22 protein-coding genes are annotated in these 24,584 nt (G+C 44.5%); 5 read left to right on the forward strand and 17 right to left on the reverse strand.

The window, feature by feature from the left end; all coding sequences use genetic code 11:
• Positions 1-85: 85 nt before the first annotated feature.
• The 7 genes from DW800_RS00900 to DW800_RS00930 form a co-directional block, all read right to left on the reverse strand.
• Positions 86-1,765, reverse strand: coding sequence for a LuxR C-terminal-related transcriptional regulator (locus DW800_RS00900; RefSeq protein ID WP_057097448.1), 1,680 nt, complete (start codon positions 1,763-1,765; stop codon positions 86-88).
• Positions 1,766-2,013: 248 nt separating this feature from the next.
• Positions 2,014-2,496, reverse strand: a complete 483-nt coding sequence (locus tag DW800_RS00905) for a hypothetical protein (protein WP_016272056.1) — start codon at positions 2,494-2,496, stop codon at positions 2,014-2,016.
• On the reverse strand, positions 2,486-2,995 hold the full coding sequence (locus tag DW800_RS00910; RefSeq protein WP_008662032.1) for an RNA polymerase sigma factor: 510 nt from the start codon (positions 2,993-2,995) through the stop codon (positions 2,486-2,488). Before DW800_RS00910 ends, DW800_RS00905 begins: the two co-directional genes overlap by 11 nt.
• A gap of 60 nt (positions 2,996-3,055) precedes the next feature.
• On the reverse strand, positions 3,056-3,826 hold the full coding sequence (gene argB / locus DW800_RS00915) for an acetylglutamate kinase (RefSeq protein ID WP_016272057.1): 771 nt from the start codon (positions 3,824-3,826) through the stop codon (positions 3,056-3,058).
• A 1-nt stretch (position 3,827) separates the two neighbouring features.
• Complete coding sequence (speA, locus tag DW800_RS00920) at positions 3,828-5,720, reverse strand: biosynthetic arginine decarboxylase (RefSeq protein WP_005825878.1); 1,893 nt, start codon at positions 5,718-5,720, stop codon at positions 3,828-3,830.
• Between the two features lie 135 nt (positions 5,721-5,855).
• Positions 5,856-6,383, reverse strand: coding sequence for a shikimate kinase (locus DW800_RS00925; RefSeq protein ID WP_005825881.1), 528 nt, complete (start codon positions 6,381-6,383; stop codon positions 5,856-5,858).
• A gap of 62 nt (positions 6,384-6,445) precedes the next feature.
• On the reverse strand, positions 6,446-7,048 hold the full coding sequence (locus DW800_RS00930; protein ID WP_009037386.1) for a nitroreductase family protein: 603 nt from the start codon (positions 7,046-7,048) through the stop codon (positions 6,446-6,448).
• Positions 7,049-7,165: 117 nt separating this feature from the next.
• Between DW800_RS00930 and DW800_RS00935 the strand changes: the two genes are divergently transcribed.
• Positions 7,166-7,801: a viroplasmin family protein gene (locus DW800_RS00935; RefSeq protein ID WP_005833751.1), complete on the forward strand. Its 636-nt coding sequence runs from the start codon at positions 7,166-7,168 to the stop codon at positions 7,799-7,801.
• Positions 7,802-7,894: 93 nt separating this feature from the next.
• Here DW800_RS00935 and DW800_RS00940 read toward each other — a convergent pair whose 3' ends face one another.
• From DW800_RS00940 to DW800_RS00960, 5 genes are all read right to left on the reverse strand, one after another.
• Entirely contained in the window at positions 7,895-8,797 is a 903-nt protein-coding gene (locus tag DW800_RS00940) for a sugar phosphate isomerase/epimerase family protein (RefSeq protein WP_005833753.1), read from the reverse strand.
• Positions 8,798-8,819: 22 nt separating this feature from the next.
• Positions 8,820-9,695 carry a DUF1080 domain-containing protein gene (locus DW800_RS00945; protein ID WP_005825897.1) on the reverse strand — a complete coding sequence of 292 codons (876 nt, stop codon included), beginning with the start codon at positions 9,693-9,695 and terminating at the stop codon, positions 8,820-8,822.
• A gap of 71 nt (positions 9,696-9,766) precedes the next feature.
• Entirely contained in the window at positions 9,767-11,254 is a 1,488-nt protein-coding gene (locus DW800_RS00950; RefSeq protein ID WP_022401844.1) for a Gfo/Idh/MocA family protein, read from the reverse strand.
• 66 nt (positions 11,255-11,320) lie between these two features.
• Entirely contained in the window at positions 11,321-12,400 is a 1,080-nt protein-coding gene (locus DW800_RS00955) for a Gfo/Idh/MocA family protein (RefSeq protein WP_022401845.1), read from the reverse strand.
• 423 nt (positions 12,401-12,823) lie between these two features.
• On the reverse strand, positions 12,824-14,662 hold the full coding sequence (locus tag DW800_RS00960) for an ABC transporter ATP-binding protein (RefSeq protein ID WP_005825904.1): 1,839 nt from the start codon (positions 14,660-14,662) through the stop codon (positions 12,824-12,826).
• 308 nt (positions 14,663-14,970) lie between these two features.
• Between DW800_RS00960 and DW800_RS00965 the strand changes: the two genes are divergently transcribed.
• The 3 genes from DW800_RS00965 (at position 14,971) to DW800_RS00975 (ending at position 18,723) form a co-directional block, all read left to right on the forward strand.
• On the forward strand, positions 14,971-16,551 hold the full coding sequence (locus DW800_RS00965; RefSeq protein ID WP_117878279.1) for a tetratricopeptide repeat protein: 1,581 nt from the start codon (positions 14,971-14,973) through the stop codon (positions 16,549-16,551).
• 182 nt (positions 16,552-16,733) lie between these two features.
• On the forward strand, positions 16,734-17,075 hold the full coding sequence (locus DW800_RS00970; RefSeq protein WP_225982637.1) for a DUF3244 domain-containing protein: 342 nt from the start codon (positions 16,734-16,736) through the stop codon (positions 17,073-17,075).
• 121 nt (positions 17,076-17,196) lie between these two features.
• A complete protein-coding gene (locus tag DW800_RS00975; RefSeq protein WP_005833767.1) occupies positions 17,197-18,723 on the forward strand; it encodes an MAC/perforin domain-containing protein in 1,527 nt (508 codons plus the stop codon).
• A 223-nt stretch (positions 18,724-18,946) separates the two neighbouring features.
• Here DW800_RS00975 and DW800_RS00980 read toward each other — a convergent pair whose 3' ends face one another.
• On the reverse strand, positions 18,947-19,744 hold the full coding sequence (locus DW800_RS00980; protein WP_005833769.1) for a DUF5672 family protein: 798 nt from the start codon (positions 19,742-19,744) through the stop codon (positions 18,947-18,949).
• A 118-nt stretch (positions 19,745-19,862) separates the two neighbouring features.
• On the opposite strand from DW800_RS00980, the gene DW800_RS00985 reads away from it, so the two are divergent.
• Positions 19,863-20,966, forward strand: coding sequence for a glycosyltransferase family 4 protein (locus tag DW800_RS00985; protein ID WP_119957696.1), 1,104 nt, complete (start codon positions 19,863-19,865; stop codon positions 20,964-20,966).
• Positions 20,967-20,970: 4 nt separating this feature from the next.
• Here the strand turns inward: DW800_RS00985 and DW800_RS00990 are convergent, their stop codons facing one another.
• Genes DW800_RS00990 through DW800_RS01005 form a run of 4 tightly spaced genes read right to left on the reverse strand, consistent with a single transcriptional unit; the run spans position 20,971 to position 24,561 of the window.
• Positions 20,971-21,789, reverse strand: a complete 819-nt coding sequence (locus tag DW800_RS00990; RefSeq protein ID WP_119957697.1) for a glycosyltransferase family 2 protein — start codon at positions 21,787-21,789, stop codon at positions 20,971-20,973.
• Positions 21,786-22,622 (reverse strand): glycosyltransferase family 2 protein, encoded by an 837-nt coding sequence (locus tag DW800_RS00995; RefSeq protein WP_119957698.1) that lies wholly within the window; start codon positions 22,620-22,622, stop codon positions 21,786-21,788. The genes DW800_RS00990 and DW800_RS00995 overlap by 4 nt, the downstream gene beginning before the upstream one ends.
• A 59-nt stretch (positions 22,623-22,681) precedes the next feature.
• Positions 22,682-23,566: a glycosyltransferase gene (locus tag DW800_RS01000; RefSeq protein WP_005833777.1), complete on the reverse strand. Its 885-nt coding sequence runs from the start codon at positions 23,564-23,566 to the stop codon at positions 22,682-22,684.
• 29 nt (positions 23,567-23,595) lie between these two features.
• Positions 23,596-24,561, reverse strand: coding sequence for a glycosyltransferase family 2 protein (locus DW800_RS01005; protein ID WP_016272069.1), 966 nt, complete (start codon positions 24,559-24,561; stop codon positions 23,596-23,598).
• Positions 24,562-24,584 lie beyond the last annotated feature (23 nt).

Raw genomic sequence — 24,584 nt, forward strand, 5'->3', positions numbered from 1 at the left:
TATTAAAAGTCTTAACACTCAATGCTTAAAGTTCTGATTATCAACAACAATATATTATAAAAGTCTTAATCCGACTTCTTCCGGTCTAAATGACTCTTATGCACTCCACAATATCCTGCTTTTCGCCTGCATTTATCTTCTTTCGGATGGAAGTTTTACGCACGTAGATGGTCGCACTTGTCTGTTGGGTCACCACTCCGATTTCTTTGGTGGAGAAACCTGCACAGAGCAAGCAGCATATCTGCACTTCCTTATCGGATAAGAGTTGTCCGAATCTTTCCACCATGCGGGAGTAGAATCCGTCGTATAGTCTATCGATTACCGGATAAAGGTCCGCCCAGGCAAGCAGTCCTTCCACCGGAATCTCCTTATTGCTGATGCCCGAGATAAGTTTCAGCAATGCCTGGTTCTGTGAGGTAGGTGTATTGGCAACAAGCCGTATGATACCCAGCTGCTGCAGAAGCAACTTCTTGAAGAAAGCGTCGCTATTCTCCTCTTGGTTATCCGATGCCTTCTGGGCATCTTCCAGTAGACGGGTCAGTGTATCAATACGTTCTTCGGCTTCGGCAAGGCGTTTCCTTCTGTTGCGGATATAGAAACTCAAGGACAGCAGCACCCCGACAAGCAGAACGGCAACCAGTACAGAATACATCCGCGTCTTTTGCCGCTTGATTATCAGCTCGTAGTTCAACCGCTGAAGATTGTTCTTGGTCTCCAGCTGTTGCTCTATTACCCTGTTCTGGTCCCTCATCTCAACTCTGACGGAGTCGGCAAACCTGCCGAAGGTGATAATATCCAAAGGTGTACCGGAAGTATAGTCCAGAACGGTTTTCAGCTGTACCAATGCACTGCGTACGGAGAAGCCTTCGGCTTTATCTCCTCCGTGATTCTGTTCATTGGCCCATGCCTGGTTCCAGTAGTAACGGGCAGAATCAAGCTGATGAAGGTTGAGAAAGTTTTCGGCAAAGGTAATTTGCAGCATCACATGGTTACCCACTGCCGGCATCAGACGTTTGACACGGCGCAGGAGGTCATTGGATTTGACGTATTCGCGGTTATTGGCAAGCGCTGTGGCATAGTTCCTCATATAGTGACAAGCCGAAGCCGTATCGGCTGCCGCCAATGCCATATCGATGCTCCGTTCAAAATAATCAGAAGAAGAAGGATGGTTAATCAACGCCATATTAAGTCCTAAGTTATAGAATACGGAACTACGTTCTCGGACAGACAGTTTATCAGCGTATTGCAATATCTTTTCCATCAGCTCTATCACCTGGGAGTGATCATTTCTCTGATAAGCCACCTCTGCCTTTCCCCGATAAAAAAGAAGAAGCCAGAAGGTGTCTTTCCGGGCTATGGCATAGTCCAAGCCATTCTCAATCGCTTCATCCATGCGCTCCTCCTGCTTCATCCATTTATAATAAGAGGCTTCAAGCAGGTAACTATCCAACATACGGGAAGAGTCTTTCTGCTCACGATAGTAGTGTATCGCGCCGGGAAGCAGCGAATCTTCCACCAATGACATACCCATACGGTAGCGGGCCTGCGCACAGTTCCAAACGAACTTCATCCATTCCGCTTCTGAAAATCCAACATCCTTCTCTATGGAATTAAGCAACTTTAGCGCACTGTCCGGACGGTTCTGTAACAAAGAATCGGTCCGCGCCAAAAGTATTTTGTGGCCATTATGGTCATTACAGCCAACGAAGCACATAATGCCTAAAAGCATTATACAGATATATAGTATGTTTCTCATGGTCTCCATTATATATTTGGAGCGAGTAAAGTTGAGAAAAAAAACAGTAGATTCCAAACTATATATACTGTAAATAATAACTCGCAGGCAAAACAATAAAGGGACGCTGCATCACGCAGCGTCCCTTCTATTTTAGTTAGTTTTTATAAGATTTTGAGAGAATTGAAACTTCACAGCCTCAAGTTGTTTTAATAAAGCACACTAACTATTATGTTTAAAGCAAATGAAAATGTTATTTTAAAAGCAAATGAAAATATCTATTCCTTGATTTCCAGTTCCTTGTCCACCCGGCGCAGGCTGTCCATTACCTGCTTCTCATGAGACACGACCACATCTCCCGAGAGAGCTACCGACGGTGCGGAAATCTGTTTACCGATAGTATCGGCTGCGGCCACCTCCTCTACATCCGAGAAAAATGAATGTTGCATCACATTCCCCATCGAAAGGACCACTGCTACTACTGCGGCGGCTTTGAACAGCGGCATGAAGCGTGCAGTCAATGTCAGGCGCTTTGCCTTGACCACCGGAACTTCCACTTCGGCAAGCACCCGGGCATCAAAATCCTCACCCAGATGCACTTCCTGCTGAAGCTGCTGATATACGAACAAATCCTTGTAGCGAAGCAAGTGCTTGGGCACATCGCTTCCGCTAAAGAAAGCACGCAATTCAGCCTCCTCTTCCAAAGAAGTTTCGCACTGCCAGTAGCGTTCCAAGAGTTGTTCTATATATTTAGAGTCCATAACCTTCTATATCAATAAACGTTTGTTTCACTTTTTGCCGCGCCCTGAAGAGGTTCACTTTTACCTGCTCCTCGGTCAAGTTCAGGACTGCTGCTATTTCTTTATAGCTCTTACCTTCCACATCCCTAAGCAGCATAATCAACCGTTGTTTTTCGGGAAGCTTGTTCATCAGCCGGTGTATCAACGTCATTCGTTCCTTGTTCACCAGCTTTTCGTAAGGGCTCGATGCATCGGAGGCCTGCTCCATTTCAAGGGTCAACTCCACGGTGCGGGAGTCTTTTCGCTCGCTACGGTCTATTGCCAAATTCCTTGCCACTGTCAAGCAATAGGCCTCGATAGAACCAAACTGCGACCACTCGTCACGCTTGTTCCAAACCCTTATCAGCGTTTCCTGCACAACATCCTCTGCCTCTGCCCTATCGAACGTAATTCTTAGGGCTAACCGAAAGAGCTTATCCTTCAGCGGGAGAATGTCATTGCGAAAGCTGAGTTCTTGCATCTCTAATAAATTGACGGTTAAGTATTCAGAAAGTTACAGCCTATTGCCGTTTTTTTTGAATTATTTTCTAATACGGGTTCCACCGTTCCCGTTGATGGCTGATGCTAAAGTGATTACGACTTCGGATACACCGGCATCCAACGCCTCGAAAGAGTTCTCCAATTTTGGAATCATGCCACCTTGAATCACACCATCTGCCACATATTGCTTGAATTCCTCCGGCGTTATCTGTGGAATCACGCTATCATCGTCGTTCTCGTCACGCAGCACCCCTTTCTTCTCAAAGCAGAACACCAAAGTTACATCGAACAAACCCGCCAAAGCCTTGGCGGTCTCTCCGGCAATAGTGTCGGCATTCGTATTCAGCATGTGCCCGTCTCCATCGTGTGTCAACGGAGCCATCACGGGAACCACACCCTTATGAATGAGGTCTGCCAAGAAAGCATCATTCACCTGCTTCACATCGCCCACAAACCCATAATCCACCTCCTTCACGGGACGCTTTACCGAACGGATTACATCCATATCGGCTCCCGTCAAGCCCAGTGCATTGACACCACGCGCCTGCAAGCCGGCAACGATATTCTTATTCACCAGTCCGCCATACACCATGGTCACCACCTTCAGCGTTTCGGCATCAGTGATGCGGCGGCCATTCACCATTTTACTTTCAATACCCAGTTGGGCAGCGAGCTTCGTGGCCGAGCGTCCGCCTCCGTGTACCAAGACCTTGTAGCCTTCGATGGCTGCAAAGTCATCCAATAACTTATAGAGGGTGGCTTCCTCTTCTACAATCTTGCCACCCACCTTTATTACAGTCAGTTTCTCCATTTTATTCCAAATAAGTATATCCGTACAGTCCGGAACGGTAATTAGACAAGAATTCCTTCCCTTCTTCCACAGAGATACGCCCTTCCTTGACGGACTGCGTCACCCAAGTTTCCAGCGTACGTACCAGTTTTTTAGGATTATATTGCACGTAGTCCAACACCTCAGCCACCGTCTCGCCGTCAATCAACTGGTCGATGGTGTAGCCTTTGGAATTGACGGACACATGCACGGCATTCGTATCACCAAACAGATTGTGCATATCTCCCAGAATCTCCTGATAAGCTCCGACCAGGAAAACCGCCAGATAATAGTGCTCCTTGTCGCGCAACGAGTGCAACGGCAGGGTCGTCGTATCGGCACGCGAGCTGACGAAATTGGCAATTTTGCCGTCCGAGTCGCAAGTCATATCCTGCAAGGTAGCCTCGCGGTCGGGTCTTTCATCCAGCCGTTGTATGGGCATGATGGGGAACATCTGGTCGATGGCCCAGGAATCGGGCAATGACTGGAACAGCGAGAAGTTACAGAAATACTTGTCGGCAAGCAGCTTGCTCAACTTGCGGAATTCCTCGGGGCAGTGCTTCATGCCGCTGGCAATGGAGTTGATTTCGCGGCAGATACTCCAGTAGAGTTTCTCTATTTGTGCACGCGTATTCAGGTCGACGATGCCATGGCTGAAAAGGTCGAGTGCCTCTTCGCGTATCTGCTGCGCATCGTGCCAAGGTTCCAGCATACTGCGCTGGCTCAGATTATCCCAGATGTCATACAGTTCCTTCACCAGTTCGTGAGCATCCTCTCCCGGTTCCCAGTCGTCGTCCATTTCGGGCAGGGAAGCCGTTTCCAGCACTTCGAAGATAAGCACGGAGTGATGGGCAGTCAGGCTGCGTCCCGTCTCGGTAATGATATTGGGATGAGGGAACCCGTGTTTGTCGGCAACATCAACGAAAGTCGACACCACATCGTTGACATATTCCTGGATGGAATAGTTGACGGAGCTTTCGCTACTTGAAGAGCGTGTACCGTCATAATCAACTCCCATACCGCCACCAGTATCCACGAATTCGATGTTGAAGCCCATCTTGTTCAGCTGCACAAAGAATTGCGAAGCTTCACGCAAAGCATTCTTGATGCGGCGTATCTTGGTTATCTGACTGCCGATATGGAAATGTATCAGCTTCAGACAGTCCTTCATATCTTTTTTCTCCAAGAAGTCCAGCGCTTCGAGCAGTTCACTGGATGTCAGTCCGAACTTGCTGGCATCTCCTCCGCTTTCTTCCCATTTGCCACTTCCACTGGAAGCCAATTTAATGCGAATGCCGATATTAGGTTTCACCTTCAATTGCTTCGCCATCTTGGCAATAAGATTCAACTCATTAAGTTTCTCTACAACAAGAAAAATGCGTTTGCCCATTTTCTGTGCCAACAGTGCCAGTTCAATGAAGCTCTCGTCCTTATATCCGTTACAAACCACGAGGGAACCCGGGTCTGTATTGACCCCTATCACAGCATGCAACTCCGGCTTTGAACCCGCTTCCAGCCCCAGATTGAACTTCTTCCCATGGTTAATCATCTCTTCTACCACGGGACGCATCTGATTCACTTTAATGGGATAGATAATAAAGTTCTCTCCTTTATACCCGTACTCGTCGGCTGCCTGTCTGAAGCAGCAGGACACCTTCTCGATGCGGTTGTCCAGAATATCGGGAAAACGCACCAATACCGGAGCCGCTACATCGCGCAACTGCAACTCGTCCACCAACTCTTTTAAATCGACGGCAACCCCATCCTTACGCGGTGTCACCACAACATGACCTTTGTCATTGATACCAAAGTACGAAGTGCCCCAACCAGTTACGTTGTACAGCTCTTCTGAATCTTCAATACGCCATTTTCTCATCAGTACATTTACTATTAGACTATTTACAATTTACTATTTTCCCACTATAGTGTGTCTTATAAAGGGGGCGACAAAAATACACATAAATCTAATATATCCAGCTCCTCGGACTGAAAAATACACATTTACAAGGGATTAAAGTCCTAAAAGTTGGCGTAACCGTTGCACGGATTCGCTAATCTGGCTGCGGCTTTCCAGATAACCGGCATCAAAGCGATAACGGGCCTGCGAGTAGAAAGGCTCACGCTTATCCAGCGCCTCCACAATGAAGGTGCGCAAATCTTCGTCCGTCTTGCCTTGCAGGATGGGGCGTTGCTGCTTCGCCACCCGGAGCCGGCGGAACAGAATATCGGGGTGTACATCCAGAAACACCGTCTGCCCGCAACCGTTCATATACTCCATATTGTCAAAAAAACAAGGAGTACCGCCACCGGTAGAGACCACGACATCCTCAAATTCCCCTACTTCATGCAGCATGTTTCGCTCCAATTCACGAAAAGAGGCTTCTCCCCGCTCGGTGAACAATTCACGGATTGATTTGTGAAAACGTTCTTCGATGTACCAGTCCAAATCAATGAACGGCACATTCATTTCGCGGGCAAAAGCCTTTCCTAAAGTAGTTTTACCGGCTCCCATGTAGCCGGTCAAGAAAATACGTATCATATCTGCTACGAGTTACAGGTTTCCTGCAAAGGTAGCAATTCCAAGCTGAAAACGCCTCTGTATCAGAGAAAAATTTTGATACGCTTGCTTAAATCTTCGAATTCCTTTTCTCCCGGTTCACCGGTGGGTGTACCGAAGGGCATCTGTGCAATCATCATCCAGTCGTCGGGCAGGTTCCAGGTGCGACGTACCTCGTCGTCAATCAAGGGGTTATAATGTTGCAGGGAGGCGCCCAACCCCATATCTTCCAGCATAGTCCAGATGGCAAACTGGTGCATAGCGGAGGTATGCTGTGACCAAGTGGGGAAATTATCCTTATAGGAAGGGAATGCTTCCTGCAGCTTCTTGACTACAGAAGTGTCTTCAAAATAGAGCACAGTACCGTGTCCGCTAGCAAAACAGCCGTCAATCTTGGCTTCCGTCTTGGCAAAAGCCTCGGCAGAGATGCGTGCTTTCAGGGTTTCCTTCACAATGTTCCACAATTTCTTATGTTCGTCGCCCAGCAGCAATACAATTCTTGTAGACTGTGAATTGAAAGCTGACGGCACATTCTTTACGGCTTCACGAATAATGTGTACTATTTCTTCATCCAGCACCGACGAATCGCTGCCGATAGAGTAATAACTACGGCGATGCGCCATGGCTTCTGCAAATGTTCTCTTCATTTTTTGTCCTTTCTTTTTTTATTGAGTTTTCTCTTATTTATTTTATATCCGCCATACAAAGAAACAAATAAAAGAGTTAAGTTGTTCGGATTTTCTTTTTTACCTTTGTCCGCAGTTATGAAGAAAGAAAAATATTACGTCGTATGGGCGGGAGTCAGCCCGGGTATCTACACTTCCTGGACAGACTGCCAACTACAGACCAAAGGCTACGAAGGAGCAAAATACAAGTCGTTCGAATCACGCGAGGAAGCGGAAAAAGCCTTTGCCTCTTCGCCGTACGCGTACATCAAGCGGTCGGCCCCTTCTCCTGCCAAGACTATTCCCGGCGCCGACGCTCCCCTTCCTGCCGCCGTCGCAGAAAACAGCCTTGCCGTAGACGCCGCCTGCAGCGGAAATCCCGGTGCCATGGAGTACCGGGGAGTACACGTCGCCAGCCGTCAGGAAATCTTTCACTTCGGGCCGATGTATGGAACCAACAATATCGGCGAATTCCTCGCCATTGTCCACGGACTTGCCTTGTTGAAACAGAAAGGTTTCGACATGCCCATCTACAGTGACAGCGTGAACGCCATCAACTGGATAAAACAGAAAAAATGCAAAACCAAACTGCCGCGCGACGCCAAGACCGAAGAGCTTTTCTGCCTAATAGAACGTGCGGAGAAGTGGTTGCGCGAAAACACCTACACCACCCGCATCCTAAAATGGGAGACAAAGCAATGGGGGGAAATTCCGGCCGACTTCGGAAGGAAGTAAAAAAACGCGGGCACCCCGGATTCTTCATCCGGTTGTGCCCGCGTCAAGAAAATGATGCGGCCGAGCTTATGAATGAATAGCCGCCATCATGTTTTATTTGCTATACGATGCCTTCACGAAAGGAGCATCAAGCAAGTAGTCAAGACTCTGCTTCACACTCTCTTCTACGGGGCAGCTGTATTTCTCAATCTCAGCTACGATGTGGCGCACGCCAGCAGTATCCGTATTCTTGAAGATAGCATCATAACCTACCATACCACTCTGCCCAATCTCGCGGTGATCCTTGATATGGAGCATGGTGAAGCGTCCGGGATACTTGTTGAAGTAATCCACCGGGCTGTTCTGGCCGCGCACTACCCAGTAAACGTCCATCTGGAAGAATACATATTCGGGATTGGTGTGTTGCAGCATGTAGTCCAGCATCAGCTCCTTGTCTTCCACTTTCTGGAATTCATGGGCATGATTGTGGTAACCGTATTTCAAACCGGCAGCCTGGCAGTGCTTGCCCACTTCATTGTAATAGTCGCAGTAGGTCTGCAAGTCTTTCAATGTCTTGGGAACGGAGAGATACGGAGTCACGATATACTCCATACCGGCCTCCTTATGGGCAGCAATGCACTGATCCCACCATTTCAAGGCTTCCGTAAAGTCGCCCGAAGCCAGTTCCTCGTCCGACAACCCGTGGGTAGTGTGCGAAGAAAGCACGGTCATACCGCTCTTTTCCACCATCTGTTTGAACTCCTGGGGAGTCTTGCCGTAGAACTTACCGTCATTGTAGTTGGCGGCCTCCACACTGGTATAGCCCATATCAGCCAAATCCTTCAGAATCTGGTCGAGGTTACTGCCGTCCTTCACCAAGTCTCTTACAGAATAGAGCTGGATGGCTACTTCCTTTTTCGTCGTTTCCGGCGCCGTTTCCGTGCTGTGGCTGCTGCAGCTTGTGGCCATCATGGATAAGCACAGTGCTGACAAAATCATCATATGTTTGATTCTCATAGTACTATCTTTTTAGAAGGAATTAGTCGAGAACCTTTACACGGATGTTGCGGTACCAAACATCGTCGCCATGATCCTGCACACCGATAAAGCCTTCGTGGTTTTCGCCGCCACAGTTATTCAACAGTTCGAAAGCCAAGGGCCACTTCTCTTCGCTGAACTTGCTTGCCTGCAACATTTCAGTCCATTGCTTAGTCCACAAGTGATATTCCAGTACGTTTTCATCGTTCTGTCCGTGAACTACAGTACCTTTGTATACCATAATCTTTGCCTTGTTCCATTCGCCGAAAGGTTTGGCGTTCTGCGGAACAGCCGGTATCATGTCGTACAAGGAAGCAGCCTGACGGTTGTTGTCCTTACCCAGTTTGGCATCCGGATGATTGGCGTTATCCAGCACCTGGAACTCGGGAGCAGAGATATAGATGGGTTCCAACACTTCGTTGCCGTCCTTGTCCTTTGAAGTAACTTCCTGAGCCAGATAGAAGATACCGGAGTTACCACCTTTGGAAATCTTCCATTCCAGTTCCAGCTCAAAGTTCTTGAACTTATGGGCGAAAATCAAGTCACCGCCCTCACCGGTCTGTCCTTCGCCGGTACCGGTTCCACAGAATTTGAGGCAACCATCCTCAATAATCCATCTGGAAGGCACTTTGTCCTTACCGTATCCACGCCATCCGTCCAGGCTCTTTCCATCAAAGATAGTGATATAACCGTCCGCATCAATCGGCAGGTTCAAGCTGTCCGTTTCAGGCGCTTTCAGAGACTTGGAATAAGACACCGCAGTAGTAGTAGGAGCTGCAGCTTCCTCCGTAGCGTTCGATTTCTTTGCACCGCCACCGCAAGAGGCGAGCATACCTCCGATAAGGCAACAAGCCAAAGAATAATATATTTTCTTCATAATCTGAAAAATTAAATGATTAGTATTCGTTTATGAGCATCGGAACCTGGTTCCGATACTCTTTTTAATGTTTATCTGGGCATATCGGGCAACTTCCAGCCTTCACGGTAGTTATGCTTGATGAGCTCTTCTGCAAAAGCCTTGGCATTTACCGGATCTGTCCATGTCTTGTCGAAGCTCGGATGGCCGTTGTGTATCTTGAAGCCGTCCTTGATGACTGTACGCAATGTCTCGTCGTCGCCGATATTGGTGAAGCGCATGTTGGCTCCGTCCCATTCCAGTGTCTTGTTCAGGCCCTGCAGACGGATGGCCAATACACCCATTGCCACCATTTCGTTCATTGGTCCGGCTTCGGAGAAGTCAGACTTAGGCATTACGCGGCTGGAAGCACTTTCCTTACAAGCACGTACCCAGTCCATTTCATGACCGCCACTCATAGCCTTCGGCACACGACGGCAAACCTTCGGTGCATTGGGCACACGGCCAGAAAGCAACCACGGATTCTGTCCGTAGCAACCGCAAATCAGCGTATCCTTCGTTCCGTGGAAGATAGTCAGACCGCCACCGCTCTGCATCAGTTGCTTTCCTTCGGGGAAGCCTTTCGGACGGTCGGGCATCATGCCACCATCATACCAGTGAACTTCCACTTCGGGCATAGCCACCTTCGGCATATTCTCACGTGCGGGGAAAGTCAGCTTCACATGCTGTGCTTGCGGAGCGCAGGCATTGAGCAACAATGTAGACGAACCTTCTACCTTGGTAGGATACAGCAACTTCAAAGCTCTGAATGGCTGGTGCAGGATGTGGCAAGCCATATCGCCCAAAGCACCCGTACCATAATCCCACCATCCGCGCCAGTTCCAGGGATGATAGATTTCGTTATATGGATTCATCTTGGCAGGACCGGTAAACAAATCCCAGTTCAAGGTTTTGGGAATGCGGTCTTCCTTTTCAGGAACATTCAATCCTTGCGGCCAGATGGGACGGTCGGTAGCACATTCCACCTTCGTCACGTCACCGATTTCGCCGTTCCATATCCACTCGCATACCAGGTCGGTACCCTCGTCCGAGGAACCCTGATTACCCATCTGGGTAACTACTCCCGTAGAAGCAGCCAGGCGGGTAAGCAGACGGGACTCGTATACAGAGTGCGTCAACGGCTTCTGGCAATATACGTGTTTGCCCATCGTCATGGCATCAGCAGTGATGATGGCATGTGTATGGTCGGCAGTAGCGATGATAACGGCATCGATGTCCTTGCCCATCTCATCGTACATCTTACGATAGTCCCAATACTTCTTCGCATTGGGAAGCTCATCGAACACACCTTTCGCGTAGCGCCAGTCTACGTCACAAAGCGCCACGATATTTTCCGTAGCCTTCACATGATTGATGTTGGTGTGTCCCATACCGCCGATACCTACGGCAGCAATGTTCAAACGGTCACTGGGAGGCACGTGTCCGTGGCTCTTACCCAAAATGCTGCTTGGAGCAATGGTAAGACCCGCCAAAGCTAAACCTCCGGTCTTAAGAAATTCTCTTCTTGTAAATTTCGACATGGTTCTTTAGATTTTAAAATCGGTTAATATAATGAGTTTTAAAACAATCCTTAATTACAGTAGGCATCAGACTACCGTCTTCTTCGGACGGAGCAGTCCGTAACCTTCTTTCATATGCCTCCGGCGCTCCCTGATTTCCTCCAGCGTCTGCAAGTCGCCTATGCCGGGCAGGTCGTGGCGGCGCGCATCCTCCAGGAAGGTCCATCCGTATTGGGAAGCAATGGCCGAGTCTCGCATCTGCGGCAATCTCGAATCGCGTTTCCCGCTCTCGATGGAGTCGGCCATAATATTGCATAGCTTATCCAGGTTCTTCCCGCCAAACGGCTTCTCCAGGCGAAGCGTACGGTTCACACCATGAAGCTCCACTACGGCAGTCCGGAAATCATGCGTCATGCGCACGATACCTTTTGTACCGATAATGTCCGTATATGCATTATGAGTCTGGTTTCTGGAGAGTTGTCCGTAGACGAAGCCTTGTGTGACATCGAAGGCGATGCCGTTCTCGAACGTACCGTGGCACTGTACCCACCAAGGGTCCTTGTAGTCCCACATCCGCATGCCTTGGGCATGCCAGGTCTTGTATTCACTGTCGGCATACCAGCGGGCAATGTCTATGTAGTGCATGCCGCAGTCGTGGTAGGCGGGACCCTCATATTCGTGTCCCTCGCCCGGCGCCAATCCCGGAGTCATGTGGCAGATGCGCAAGATAGCCAGTTCGCCAATCTCGCCTTCATCGATAAACTGCTTCATAGCCTGGTGATACCAGGAGTTCCGCAGATAAAGGTTGACAGCGGCAATGCGATCATACTTTTCAATCAGGTCCACAATTTCCCATTCCTTATCAATGGTATCGGCAATGGGTTTCTCCGTCAGGATATGCTTATTGCTCCGGACAGCTTTCTCTATTTGTTCTTTTCTGGAATTTGCCAATGCAAAAAGACCAACAGCTTCTACACTCTGGTCATCAAAGATTTCTTGTTCATCGGATATGATTCTGGATGAAGGGGAAAGGTTTCTTGCCAATTCTCGGGAGGCCGGATCGGTATCGCAGATATATGCGATGTCCCATCGACCGCTTTTCTGCATTTCCTCCCAATACATTTGCCCCATTCTGCCGAACCCTATCAAACCAACTTTTATTTTCATGGTAGGCGAATATTAAATATTTACAGTTATAGTATTATCGGGGTCGATTGAATTACATGATTAAGAGTACTTGGACTGATAGTCATAGTAGCTGTCGTCGTAAACGTTGGATATAATTTTTTCATGGCATTTGCAATGTTTATGTATGTGTTCTTTGCAAAAATAGGATAATTAGTGATAGAATGGAAGCAAGCAGATATTAAAAAAGCGTAAAAGGCAAAAGAACGCCCTTTATTCATCATCGCCTAACAGCCGTGAAACACTCTGCCGGCAGCCGTCAACACCCACCTGCATCATAGATTCTGCGTAAGAAATATAGAAGAGAAAGAAGAATTAATAGGCTGTTTGCAGGAAATTAACTTCCTATTTAGTCATAACAGCCTAGCACAAGCGGGTGGAAGCAAAGTACGCAGAATCTTATTGCTATGAGAGAGACTGCATATCATTCAGTCTCTTATAATAGCCGTTCTTCTCGAGAAGTTCCTCGTGCTTACCACGTTCCACGATTTCACCTTCATAGAGTACACAAATCTCATCCGCATTCTTGATGGTGGAAAGGCGGTGGGCGATGGCAATCGTGGTACGGGTCTTCATTAGCCGCTCCAGAGCCTCCTGCACCAGTCGTTCGCTTTCGGTATCGAGTGCTGAAGTGGCCTCATCGAGTATCAGGATAGGCGGATTCTTCAAGATGGCACGGGCAATACTGATACGCTGGCGCTGTCCGCCGGAAAGCTTGCCGCCACGGTCGCCAATGTTGGTCTGATAACCGAGTTCGGTCTCCATGATGAAGTCGTGGGCATTGGCAATCTTTGCCGCTTCGACCACCTGCTCCATAGTTGCATTTTCCACACCGAAGGCAATGTTGTTGAAGAAGGTGTCATTGAACAGAATGGCCTCTTGGTTCACGTTTCCTATCAACGCACGCAGGTCGTGGATGCGAAAATTCTTAATATTCACACCGTCAATTGTAATCTCACCTAACTGCACATCGTGATAGCGCGGCAGCAAATCCACCAATGTAGATTTGCCGGAGCCGGACTGGCCGACAAGTGCAATGGTTTGTCCTTTGGGCACCATCAGATTGACGTGCTTCAACACTTCGCGCTTGCCGTCGTAACTGAAGGAGAGGTCCTTAAATTCAATCCGGTCATTCATCCCGTGCAGCGGCAACGGGTTTACCGGTTCCTTAATGGGGTTCTCGGCTTTCAGTATTTTGTCCACACGTTCCATGGATGCCAGACCCTTTGGAATGTTGTATCCTGCCTTTGCAAAGTCTTTCAACGGATTGATGATACTGTACAGAATCACCATATAGAAGATGAACGTTGATGCTTCCATGGAAGTGCCGTCGCCCAGAATAAGCAGACCACCGAACCACAGTACCAATACAATGAGCAGCGTACCGAGGAATTCACTCATCGGATGTGCCAACGACTGACGGATGGCTACCTTGTTGGTTGCATCACGCAGCTCGTCGCTGCATTGCTTAAAACGGTCCACCATCTTGTCTTCTGCTATAAAAGCCTTGATTATACGCAGTCCGCCAAGCGTCTCTTCCAATTGCGACATGGTATCACTCCATTTTCCTTGGGCTTCCAACGACTTACGCTTCAGTTTCTTGCCGACTTTTCCCATCAGCCAGCCCATACCCGGCAATACCAGGACAGTAAACAGAGTCAGCTGCCAGCTGGTTACAATCAGAGTGGAAAAATAAAGCAGAATCAGGATAGGATTCTTGAGCAGCATATCCAGTGAGCTGGTAATGGAGTTTTCAATTTCGCCTACGTCACCGCTCATACGTGCAATGATGTCCCCTTTCCTTTCTTCAGAGAAAAAGCCGAGCGGCAAGTGCATCACTTTGGAATAGACCATCACGCGGATATCGCGTACCACTCCCGTACGAAGGGGAATCATAATGGCGGAAGAACCGAAATAGCAGGAAGTCTTCAACATGGTCATGAAAGCAAGGAAAAGCCCCATGAACAGCAATGTCATCTGTGGCCCGTGTGTCTCAATCATCTGAGTGACGTAATAATAGAAATTGTTCACCGCCACTTCCTTCAAGCTACCGCTTCCCCACTCCATGAAGTGATACACTTGGGTGTTCTCCCCCGTCTTGAAAAGGATATTGAGAATAGGAATGAGCAGTGTGAATGAAAAGACATTGAATATAGCGGACAGCACATTGAGCACGATTGCCCAACCGATATATCTCTTGTAAGGCGACACAAAGCGCCGCATCAGTTGTAGGAATTCCTTCATTGCTTGTAGTTAAGTGAATTATGAGGTCGCAAAGATACAAGAAAACGAGGGAATGGAAAAGGGTTTCAGGTTATTTCTGCCTAAATGCCCACATTCTCTACTTTCTTTTGTGTCCTTGCATACTTCTCCAGCACCATGTACACTCATACATTGTCATCTTAATAATAGCCGGCTCATTTATTTTCCATCTTTACTCCTAACTTCCACACAATTTTCTTCAAACTTCAATATGCCCAAGCAATTATATGAGTAAATAATGAAAAAGATGTACCTTTGCACCCGACTTAACTGAGAACTTTGTTCACCACATGAGAAAAGCTATTATCACAACCCTATCTGTCCTAATCGTACTTCTGTCCATTGCTTGCAATACCCGAGTGAACTATAATAAGTACCTGATTACAATTGACTCGCTCATCGTTCAGCAACCGGACACTGCCCTATCTATGCTCGAAGCATTCCCGACAAACAGCCTGCAGACCCAAGCTGACAGTGCTTATTATGGCCTATTAATGACAGAAGCAAGAGATAAGAACTACATTATCCAAACCAATGATTCCCTGATACAATCGGCCCTGACCTACTACAACGGCACAAACGACATAGAAAAGCGGGCAAGGGCCCATTACTATTCCGGCTGCGTCTACCGGGATTCACAGAGAAGAACAGAATCTATGACTCAATACCTCATAGCAGAGCCCTTGGCTGAAAAAGCAGGAGAAAGACGTCTATTAAGTCTTATCTACCTGAATATAGGTTATCTATACTATTCACAAAACCTAAATACACAAGCCGATTCCAGCTATCAATTGGCACAACAAATAGGTATTCAGCTAAAGGACTCTGTTCTTCAAGCAGAAGTTCTGTCACGACGAGGAGTCATCTGTATGGAAAAAGGAGAAGAATTCTATCCCGAAGCCGAAAAAATGATGTTGAAGGCACTCGCTATCGTCCAAAAACAGTCCAACATACAATTAAAAGAAAATGTGTCCTCCTCACTATGCCAACTATACAACTGGATGGAAAACGGAGAGAAAGCTATAGAATTCGCCAAACAGAATCTTGGCGTACAGAAAGACCGCACAACATGCTACAAAGCTTTCGAACTACTTGGAAGCGCATATTACCTAATATTGCAATATGATTCTGCCCGCTACTACCTACAAAAATCCCTTTTCACAACAGACTATGCCACCAAAGCCGGGGCTTACATGTATCTGGCAGACATAGCCAAAGAGCAAGGAGACTTAGCTACTTCCTTAGAGATGGAACGCAACTACTCTGCCTATTTGGACAGCATGCAGAAGTCCAGACAGCCCGATGCCATTGTCTGCGCAGAACAAGGGATGCCAAGCAACAAGCAAAACATAATCAGCAAACACACCCATTATCGTATCATAGGTATATCAATAATCATATTAACCCTCATTGTAGCTGTAATCATCCTATCCTATAAGAAAAGAAAACAAAAGCCCAATAACCAAACCGAAAAAGAAATGCTGCATAAGGCAGGACTTGTTCTATTCGAACAATCTGAGGTATACAACAAGATGACTCTAATCATCCGCTCTCATAAAGAAAAGGCAGAATCAGAAATAATGCATCAAGGTGACTGGCTACAACTAATTGCAGAAACCAACAAATGTTGGAATAATATTGCCCGGGAACTACAATCAAAATATCACCTGACAGAAGACGAAATCTACTTATGTTGTCTGTACCTGACAAACCTCCCGATAAGCCATTTTTGCCATATATTGAGCTGCGAACGGGATACTATTTACAAAAAGGCAGACCGCATATTAGAAAACAAAATGGGATTTGCACACAAAGAGATATCTCTTAAGGAAGCTTTAAAAAAGAATCTCCAATCATCTTGCCAATCATAACAATCATTAGCAAGTACAACAATTATACAATATTATACGCCATTATACACCGAAATTATACAATATTATACACTTATCCTGCCGTATTAAACCGACCTTTGCGGCATCAATAATCAAAAAAGTGTATAATGATGAAGAATCTATTGTCTATCTTAATTGCGACATTCTTTTTAAGCAATATTGTGACATACGCACAAAAAAAGAACAATCCTTTTACAGAAATCGCCCTAATCCAAGCAAAAAGAAAAAATCCGACTAGTAAAGGAGATACCCCTATATCTCGTAGTATCATTCAAACCGCCAACGCCTACCTATATAATAATACGGTATGTGTCGACTTCAACGAGGTATTACCCACCGTCACCATCCTCCTCATCAATGAATCAACCGGTGAAACCGTCTATTCAGAAACATACGATGCTCCAACAAATATCAGCATCAACCTAGATGAAGAATCATGCGGCAACTACTCCATTCAAATAGAGTCCGATGAAGCATTCCTATATGGCAGCTTCACGCTATAGAAACATCCAACTGACAAGGAAGTGATATATATCACCAATTTATAAAACGAACCGATTGAAAGGACTGAATACGCGTTAAACCAGTCCTTTCAAAAGGCAAACTAAATTAATTTCCAGAATTATGAAGAAAAAACATTTTCTTTTTATTCCCATCATTACAATGGGAATATTCGCCATTAGCTGCACCAACACTTTTGACGAGCAGTTTGTTCAAGAAGACCAACAAATGCCAACAACGAAGTCAATGGGAGATGGTCAATATCAAGTATTAGGCTACGGTTATGATATAACCGGAGAATATCTTGCCAGACAATCCATAAAAAACGAAGTATTAGATATTGCAGGTTTCTATGCGAAAAATCCCCAATTATACAAAGTGGAATATGTAGGTGAAATCAAAGACAACTTTTATGCTGGAGAAGACTACATGAACTATGTAAAAGACATCATCAATAAAACGAATTTTAGTGGTTCGGTTGCTGCAAAAATCAATCCTAAAAAAGATGGGGCAACCAGCACAGACACCTCCAATAAGGAAGTACCCTATAGCCTTTCAGCAAATGTCTCTTTTGACAAAGAATCAAGCAATAAGACTTCCATTACGACCAAAGAGACCTACATTCGGGTCGACCAAATCAAGCAATTAGAACGCTACCAACTTTATGCTGACCCCACAGTTTTGGCCGACTACCTCACTCCATACTTTAAGAGCAGACTTTCTACAGCCTCTCCTGATGCCATTATTGAAGAATTCGGAACACATATTCTTATCGACTTCAATGTAGGTGGACGCCTTTCTATATTCTATAAGTCAACTATCACCGACAATCTAAAAGTAGAGTCTAAAACCAAAATTGCCAAAGGAGGCATCACTGGTGCCATTAAAACGGTTAACCTCTCCTTCTCCGGAAGTTCTACTACAACCGAAGTAGAACAATACCAAAGGAGAAATAGTAACTGGTCATGCAACGTCAACATGTATGGCGGCCAGCACGATGGTCATACAATCACAATAACATCCGACGGAGCAACCAACCACACATTCAATCTTAGCGGATGGCAGCAGTCTGTTGACAAAACGCATTGTGTATTGACAGAAATTAATTTCAATAAGACATACCCCATATACGAATTCATCAAAGACCCTATAAAAAAACAGCAAATTAAAGACGCTGCAGAAAAATACATCAAAAGCAAAATTCGTCCGATTATAGAGGTAAAACCAATGTTTCAAATAAAAAGTCCACACACAAAAGACAACTGGTGGGTTTTTTCACAAGATGACGTAAACTATATAAATCAAGTAAGCGGTGATTATTTAACTGACTTTTTAGGATTTGTATTAGTAGAACCTGCACCCAATACAAAACCAATGCATCGCCTGAAAAGCATACATACCAAAGACACGTGGTATGCTTTCAGTTACGCTGATGTTGAATATGCTAAAAAGAAATGGAATGAACAGTATTATGGAATAGATGGATATGTATATGCTGACGAGCAACCCAATACTGTACCACTGCATCATCTCAAGAGCACACACACAAAAGACACTTGGTACACCAACAGCTATGCGACCGTAGAGTATGCCAAAGCTAAATGGGGTGAACAATATTTCGGAATTGACGGATATATAATCAAACCCTAACCATTCTCCAAGACATAACAGAAACACTATATTAACGTGAATTCGATATGAATCAAAAGAGGTTTTGAACGAAGCTGATGGCTGTGATGGCTGATAGTACAGCTATATCGAATTCACGTATAGTTAATAATACTACTTTATTCATACTGTTTTCAAACCAAGCACCAAACAAGGTCCAAGGAAAGAGCAAACCACACCGGAAGAAATCATGCGGTCATGCTCCTTAACCGAGCTTTATGAATTGAGACCAAAAAGGGAGCATCTCAGGATGCGTCCAATTATGGCAGCCGAAAGGGAGCTGGCATCCATTTGCCCTATATGACCATGCCGGAATTTGCTCAATTGCAAATTTCATAGCCAATTTGTAAGAAGGACGTTTCAAATGAACTTCTTTATCATGAGTATTCAAAAGCAAAAAGACATCTTCGGGGAAAAAAGAATTACTGTCTGCCATGCACTTATCAATTATAGCTTTGTAATGCTCTGTAACTGCTATCATCTTACTGATTTTCCTTAAAGAAAAGCCACCATTACCAACATGAAACCAACAATACTTCATTCTGCGCAGATTCTTAGGATAGAAAATACTCCAGAAGCAACGCTGGACAAACCAGACGAAACGAGTAGGAAACCTCCAATATTTTCTTTGGTGCGGCATCCACGGCGCACCAATATAATCATACCCCAGTGAAGCCCAAAAGAACAATTCGTCTTTAAACGCATAAGCATCCAATTGATAAACAAGCATATAAGTATAGCTCGAAAAAGTTCTATAAAAAGCCACGTCAAGCATTAAACGATTATAAGCTTCAATACCTTGGAAACATCTGTCTGGGAAAGATATTACCTTAGGGAGTAAAAATTGAGATTGTATATTGGAAATATCCAGATTTTCAGGCTTAATAATCACTATGGAGTAATCAGACAAAATATCCAAGCACTGTTTCAGCGACACCGCTTCCATCTCTGATAGAGCAGGTAAATAAATAGGCACTACTACTACAATATCTTTTTTATCCATACACTATAACTTTGAAGGGCACAAAAATACACAATATAAAAGATATAAAAATCATTTCAATCACAGAACTTCAAAACTTTCCTTTACCTTTGCATCGTATTACAATATATAGACAAGCATGGAGCAGCCCTTTATAGTATATGATTCACAAATTTTCGACCAGCAGAAATTCGGCGGCATTTCTCGCTATTTCTGTGAAATCATGTCCAATTTACAGTTTAATTACGATATTGCAGTACGCTATACAGAAAATCATTATCTATTGAATAGTAAAATCAAGAAGCACGGTATCTACATCCCCCATTTGTTCTTTAAGTATCATCAACAGAAACTGTATCAAAGCAACGCCAAACTAATCTTAAAGCTGATGCAGAAACACGCTCCATTTGTCTATCATCCGACATATTACAATCCCCTTTTTCTTAAGCAAATAGGCAATAATCCTTTTGTGATAACCGTACACGACATGACCTATGAAAAATATCCAGACTTGTTTCAAGACTCCATATCCATTATTCAACAGAAGAAAGAAATTATCACAAAAGCCAATCACATTATAGCCATTAGCGAACATACCAAGAAAGATATCATAGAAACATTAGGCATATCCCCTCAAAAAATAGACGTTATCTACCACGGTTGTAGTCTACAATCCACTATAAGCAAGCCTAATCTACATCTTCCCCAAAGATACATTTTGTTTGTTGGTGACCGGACATCCTACAAAAATTTCCAACGATTAGCAGAAGCTTTCAGTATAATTCATCAAACAGATGCACATCTACATCTAATATGTGCAGGCAAACCGTTTTCAAAGGCTGAATCAGAATTAATATCACGTATAGGCATCGCTCCGCATACACTGCAAATTTCGGTCAACGACCAGCATCTGAAAGAATTATACAACCGTGCTCTGCTATTTGTATATCCATCTTATTATGAAGGTTTCGGCATCCCTATTTTAGAAGCCTACACTTGCAACTGCCCCGTAGCCTTGAGCCAAGCCTCTTGCTTTCCTGAAATTGCCGAAAATGCAGCGGCATATTTCGACCCATTCTCTGTTTCTTCGATGGCAGAAGCTATCAAAAGTGTGATATACGACGAAGCTGAACGCACCAGACTTATACTTGCCGGCAAAGAAAGGATTAAACTTTACTCTTGGGAAAAGGCAACCCGCCAAACCGAACTTGTCTACCGGAAAGTAGCAAAAGCAGTCTTCTGACCATTCATTTCCGCATAGAGAAAGCGTTGTTCAATTTCAGCAAGAAGGTCAGGACAGGCTTTACCCTCTTCTGGAAACGGTGTGTCTTGCTCATCTCACGGAAAAGTTCAAACAAAGGCTGCTTTTTCAGGCAAGCAGCCAACTGCAAAGAGTCGAGTATCATGGGAGGAAATATTCCCTGCAGGATATATTTCTTTTCCTCCTCACAAAGACTTAAAGAGACAGAACTGATGCCTTGCATATTAAAGATACTTATCACCCTCTCGACATGTCTATAAGAACAGCTTTCAAGCACTATCTTCTTCACAAAGAATTCCCAATCAGAAACAATCTTAAGCGTCTCCGTATAAAGGCACCCCTCAAATAATGCTCTCTTTATAAAAGCAGCAGGATGTCCCAAAGAGCGTTCCAAAAAATATTCAAAGCTCAAGACATCCGGGTATACAAACAAATCCTCCTTTCCATCGCCGTGTACAAAAAGCAAATCCCCGTAAACAATGTCTTCGTCCGACAAAAAAGGATGAATGTCCTCCAATACAGCAAAGTCATGAAGAAAATCACCCGAATTCAAAAAAAGTAAATACTCTCCAGATGCCTCCCGGATGCCTTTATTCATGGCATTATATATGCCCGAATCTTTTTCAGAGCACCAATAAGCAATTTTATCCTGATTGTTCACAATCAAGTCCTTACTGCCATCAGTGCTGCCACCATCTATGACAATATATTCAAAGTCAGAAAAGCGCTGTCTGAAAACACTGTCCATTGTCTTGGTCAGTCCTTCAGCATTGTTATAGTTGATAGTTATGACAGATAGTTTCATTTGTGAAAAAGTCCTTTTATATATTGACGGAAAAATCTTCTATACCATTTATTTCTATGCGCCTCGCGCTTCTTGCGCAGATAAAGCAGTTCGCGAATGATGTGCAATGCACTGCCTCCAAAAAAGGAAGCATAAAGGGTTCTGTGTTTTGAATAGATATAAAACTCCGTTTCATTAAATACATCGGCCTGCTTTGCCGCAGTTATCATAGATTGCTCCTTGACACGGTAATAAAAGAGTGGAGAGGGTATCTGATACACAAGACTATTTTCATCTAACAACCTGATAAAGAACTCCCAATCCTCGTGTCCTTTCCGCATATTCTCATCATAGCCGCCAATGGCCATGCAATCACTGCGCCTAAAAAAAGCAGAACAAAAAATATGATTTCTCTGAAGCAACTCCTCATACCCTTCATAACGCAAATTCCAAACCTTATTTTTTACTCCGAAAAAAACTCCTCGACAAAATACCAGTTTCAGGAATGGATTGTCCTCGAATGCCTCCATCGCCTTTTCCATATACTCCGGATGTATAATGTCATCTGCATCCAACGGCAATATAAATTCTCCCTGAGCCAATTCTATACCTTTATTTCTCGCAGAAGACAATCCTCCGTTTTCCTTGAATACATATTTAATTCTTGAGTCTTTCCACGTATACTCCAATGCCACTTTTTCTGTTTCATCAGGCGAACCGTCATTCACAACTATCGCTTCCCAGCACTGATAAGTCTGACCCAATAAAGAGTTCAAGGCTTCGGGCAAATAAATGGCTTGATTATAACAAGGTACAATAACAGACACCATACCCTTTTCATTTAATGCGTCCATACAATATGTTTATATTTTATCTAAATTATTTAGCAGATGACAATAATCAATTTACAAAGTTAAGAATCTTTCCCTACTAAATATCTATATACTCCCGAAATACAATGCAACAAATGTTCTAAAGAAAAAGGATAAGACAAAAAAGCCATCAAAACTTCTTTCTTCTCAGGGAAATCAACTTTAAAAGATTTTTGCAAGAAACGATTAAAGCTCTTTTCTCTATATCTTTCCATCTCCCTTTTAGTAAGACAAAGGTCATCTATCTTTATCGGCAAAATAACATTCCATTTCCGATTATACATCCTGACCGTATCTTGGCACCAGTTGCGATTATAATTACCTTCCGAGAGATGTTCCACTTGAACTTCCGGTGAGCAACAAACATAATTCCTATATCGTTTGCTTACAGCTATCTGTAAAGAGAAATCAACATCATAGCAATGAAATCCAGTCAGCATCTTTTCATCGAAAGGATATGCCTTCCATACCTCTTTTCGGACAAACATTCCGAAACCGTCCACTGCTACAACTTCCGCAAACCACTCTCCTTGTACCACATTGAACCCAGTGAATGCCGTCACATTTCCTTTTTTTTGTAAATAAGAAGTACAAGCAAAACGACGATGCTGCATCCATCCCGAATAGCAGTCGAACATTATTTTAGTTCCTGCAAAACCTATTACTCCACAACTCGGTTCCGCCAACTTCTCAGCAACAACCGTCCCCCAATCCTGCGAATGGAATTTCACATCTTCATGGACGAAAAACAAATAAGGATAGCGAGCCTGCCGAGCACCTTCATTATAAGCGCGAGCTATAGACCAGCACTTCTCCCGATTATCTATAGCGATAATCTCATGTTCCACTCCAATAGTAGCATGTATATTTTGGCTGATTTCTTGCAATCGTTCCGGTGAAATAGAGCAAATGATAATTGACAGCATTCTTATATCCTCTTTTATATAATGTACCTTTATTTGAATTTATCTTTTCTATGAGTAGGAAGAAAAGGAATCACAAATGCTAATATCCTATTTATACGTTCCAGATAGTAATGTACTGGCAGAACCCCCATTTTCCCTCTTGCCTCAACATACAGACGGGCACGGATGTCCGGTGAAACCGGTAGTTTCGCTATAAGTCTATAACACTCTCCCCTCACCAAGCATTTTCTATACCAGCCAACGTCTGTACAAGAAAACATATACGACATCACATCTATCGTATTGAACATTCCTTCCCCTGTATATTTAGACCTGCTGGTTACTTTATTGGTATGTTGCCGGAAGTAATTCAATTTCCGGCGTACCTCTACAACTTTCCCCTCCTGTGCCACTTCTACCCAGAACTGCCAATCACCCGCACAGCGAAGTTGCTGAAAGGACTTATCTAGTTTATCGTAAACCTCCCTCTTGAAAAGCACCATACTGGCATTATACACATAATTCCTATATAACAGATTATGTTTTACATATTCTTTGCCATCGAATGTTTTCACTTCTCCGGTTTCTTTCCAACGGTCACGGCTCTTACGTTTCATCCTTTGTCCCTGTCCATCTATCAGAATGGAACCAGTAAGGCACATTATTGCACTTGGATTCAACTCCAATGCGGCAACTGTTGCCTCCAAAAAATGAATATCGGCAGTGTCATCACTTTCTGCAATCCAAACATACTTTCCTTTAGCAAGGCGAATGCCCCTATCCCATTGAAGAAAAGTATTGCCTGTATTCTTTTCATTCAACATTAATGCCGAAACTTTTGGATGTTCTTTATAGGCATTCAAAATATCACAACTATTGTCCGCAGAACAATCATCCAGCAGAATCAATTCAAAGTTCTGATAGGTTTGATTGAGGATGCTTTCAATCCTCTCTTTCAAATAAACAACATGATTATAATTGGGAAGTATTACACTCACCATAGGAGAATTATCCATAAAATTTATGCAGATTTCATACT

The sequence above is a fragment of the Bacteroides sp. AM32-11AC genome (assembly GCF_003603515.1).
Taxonomy (GTDB): Bacteria; Bacteroidota; Bacteroidia; order Bacteroidales; family Bacteroidaceae; genus Bacteroides; species Bacteroides uniformis.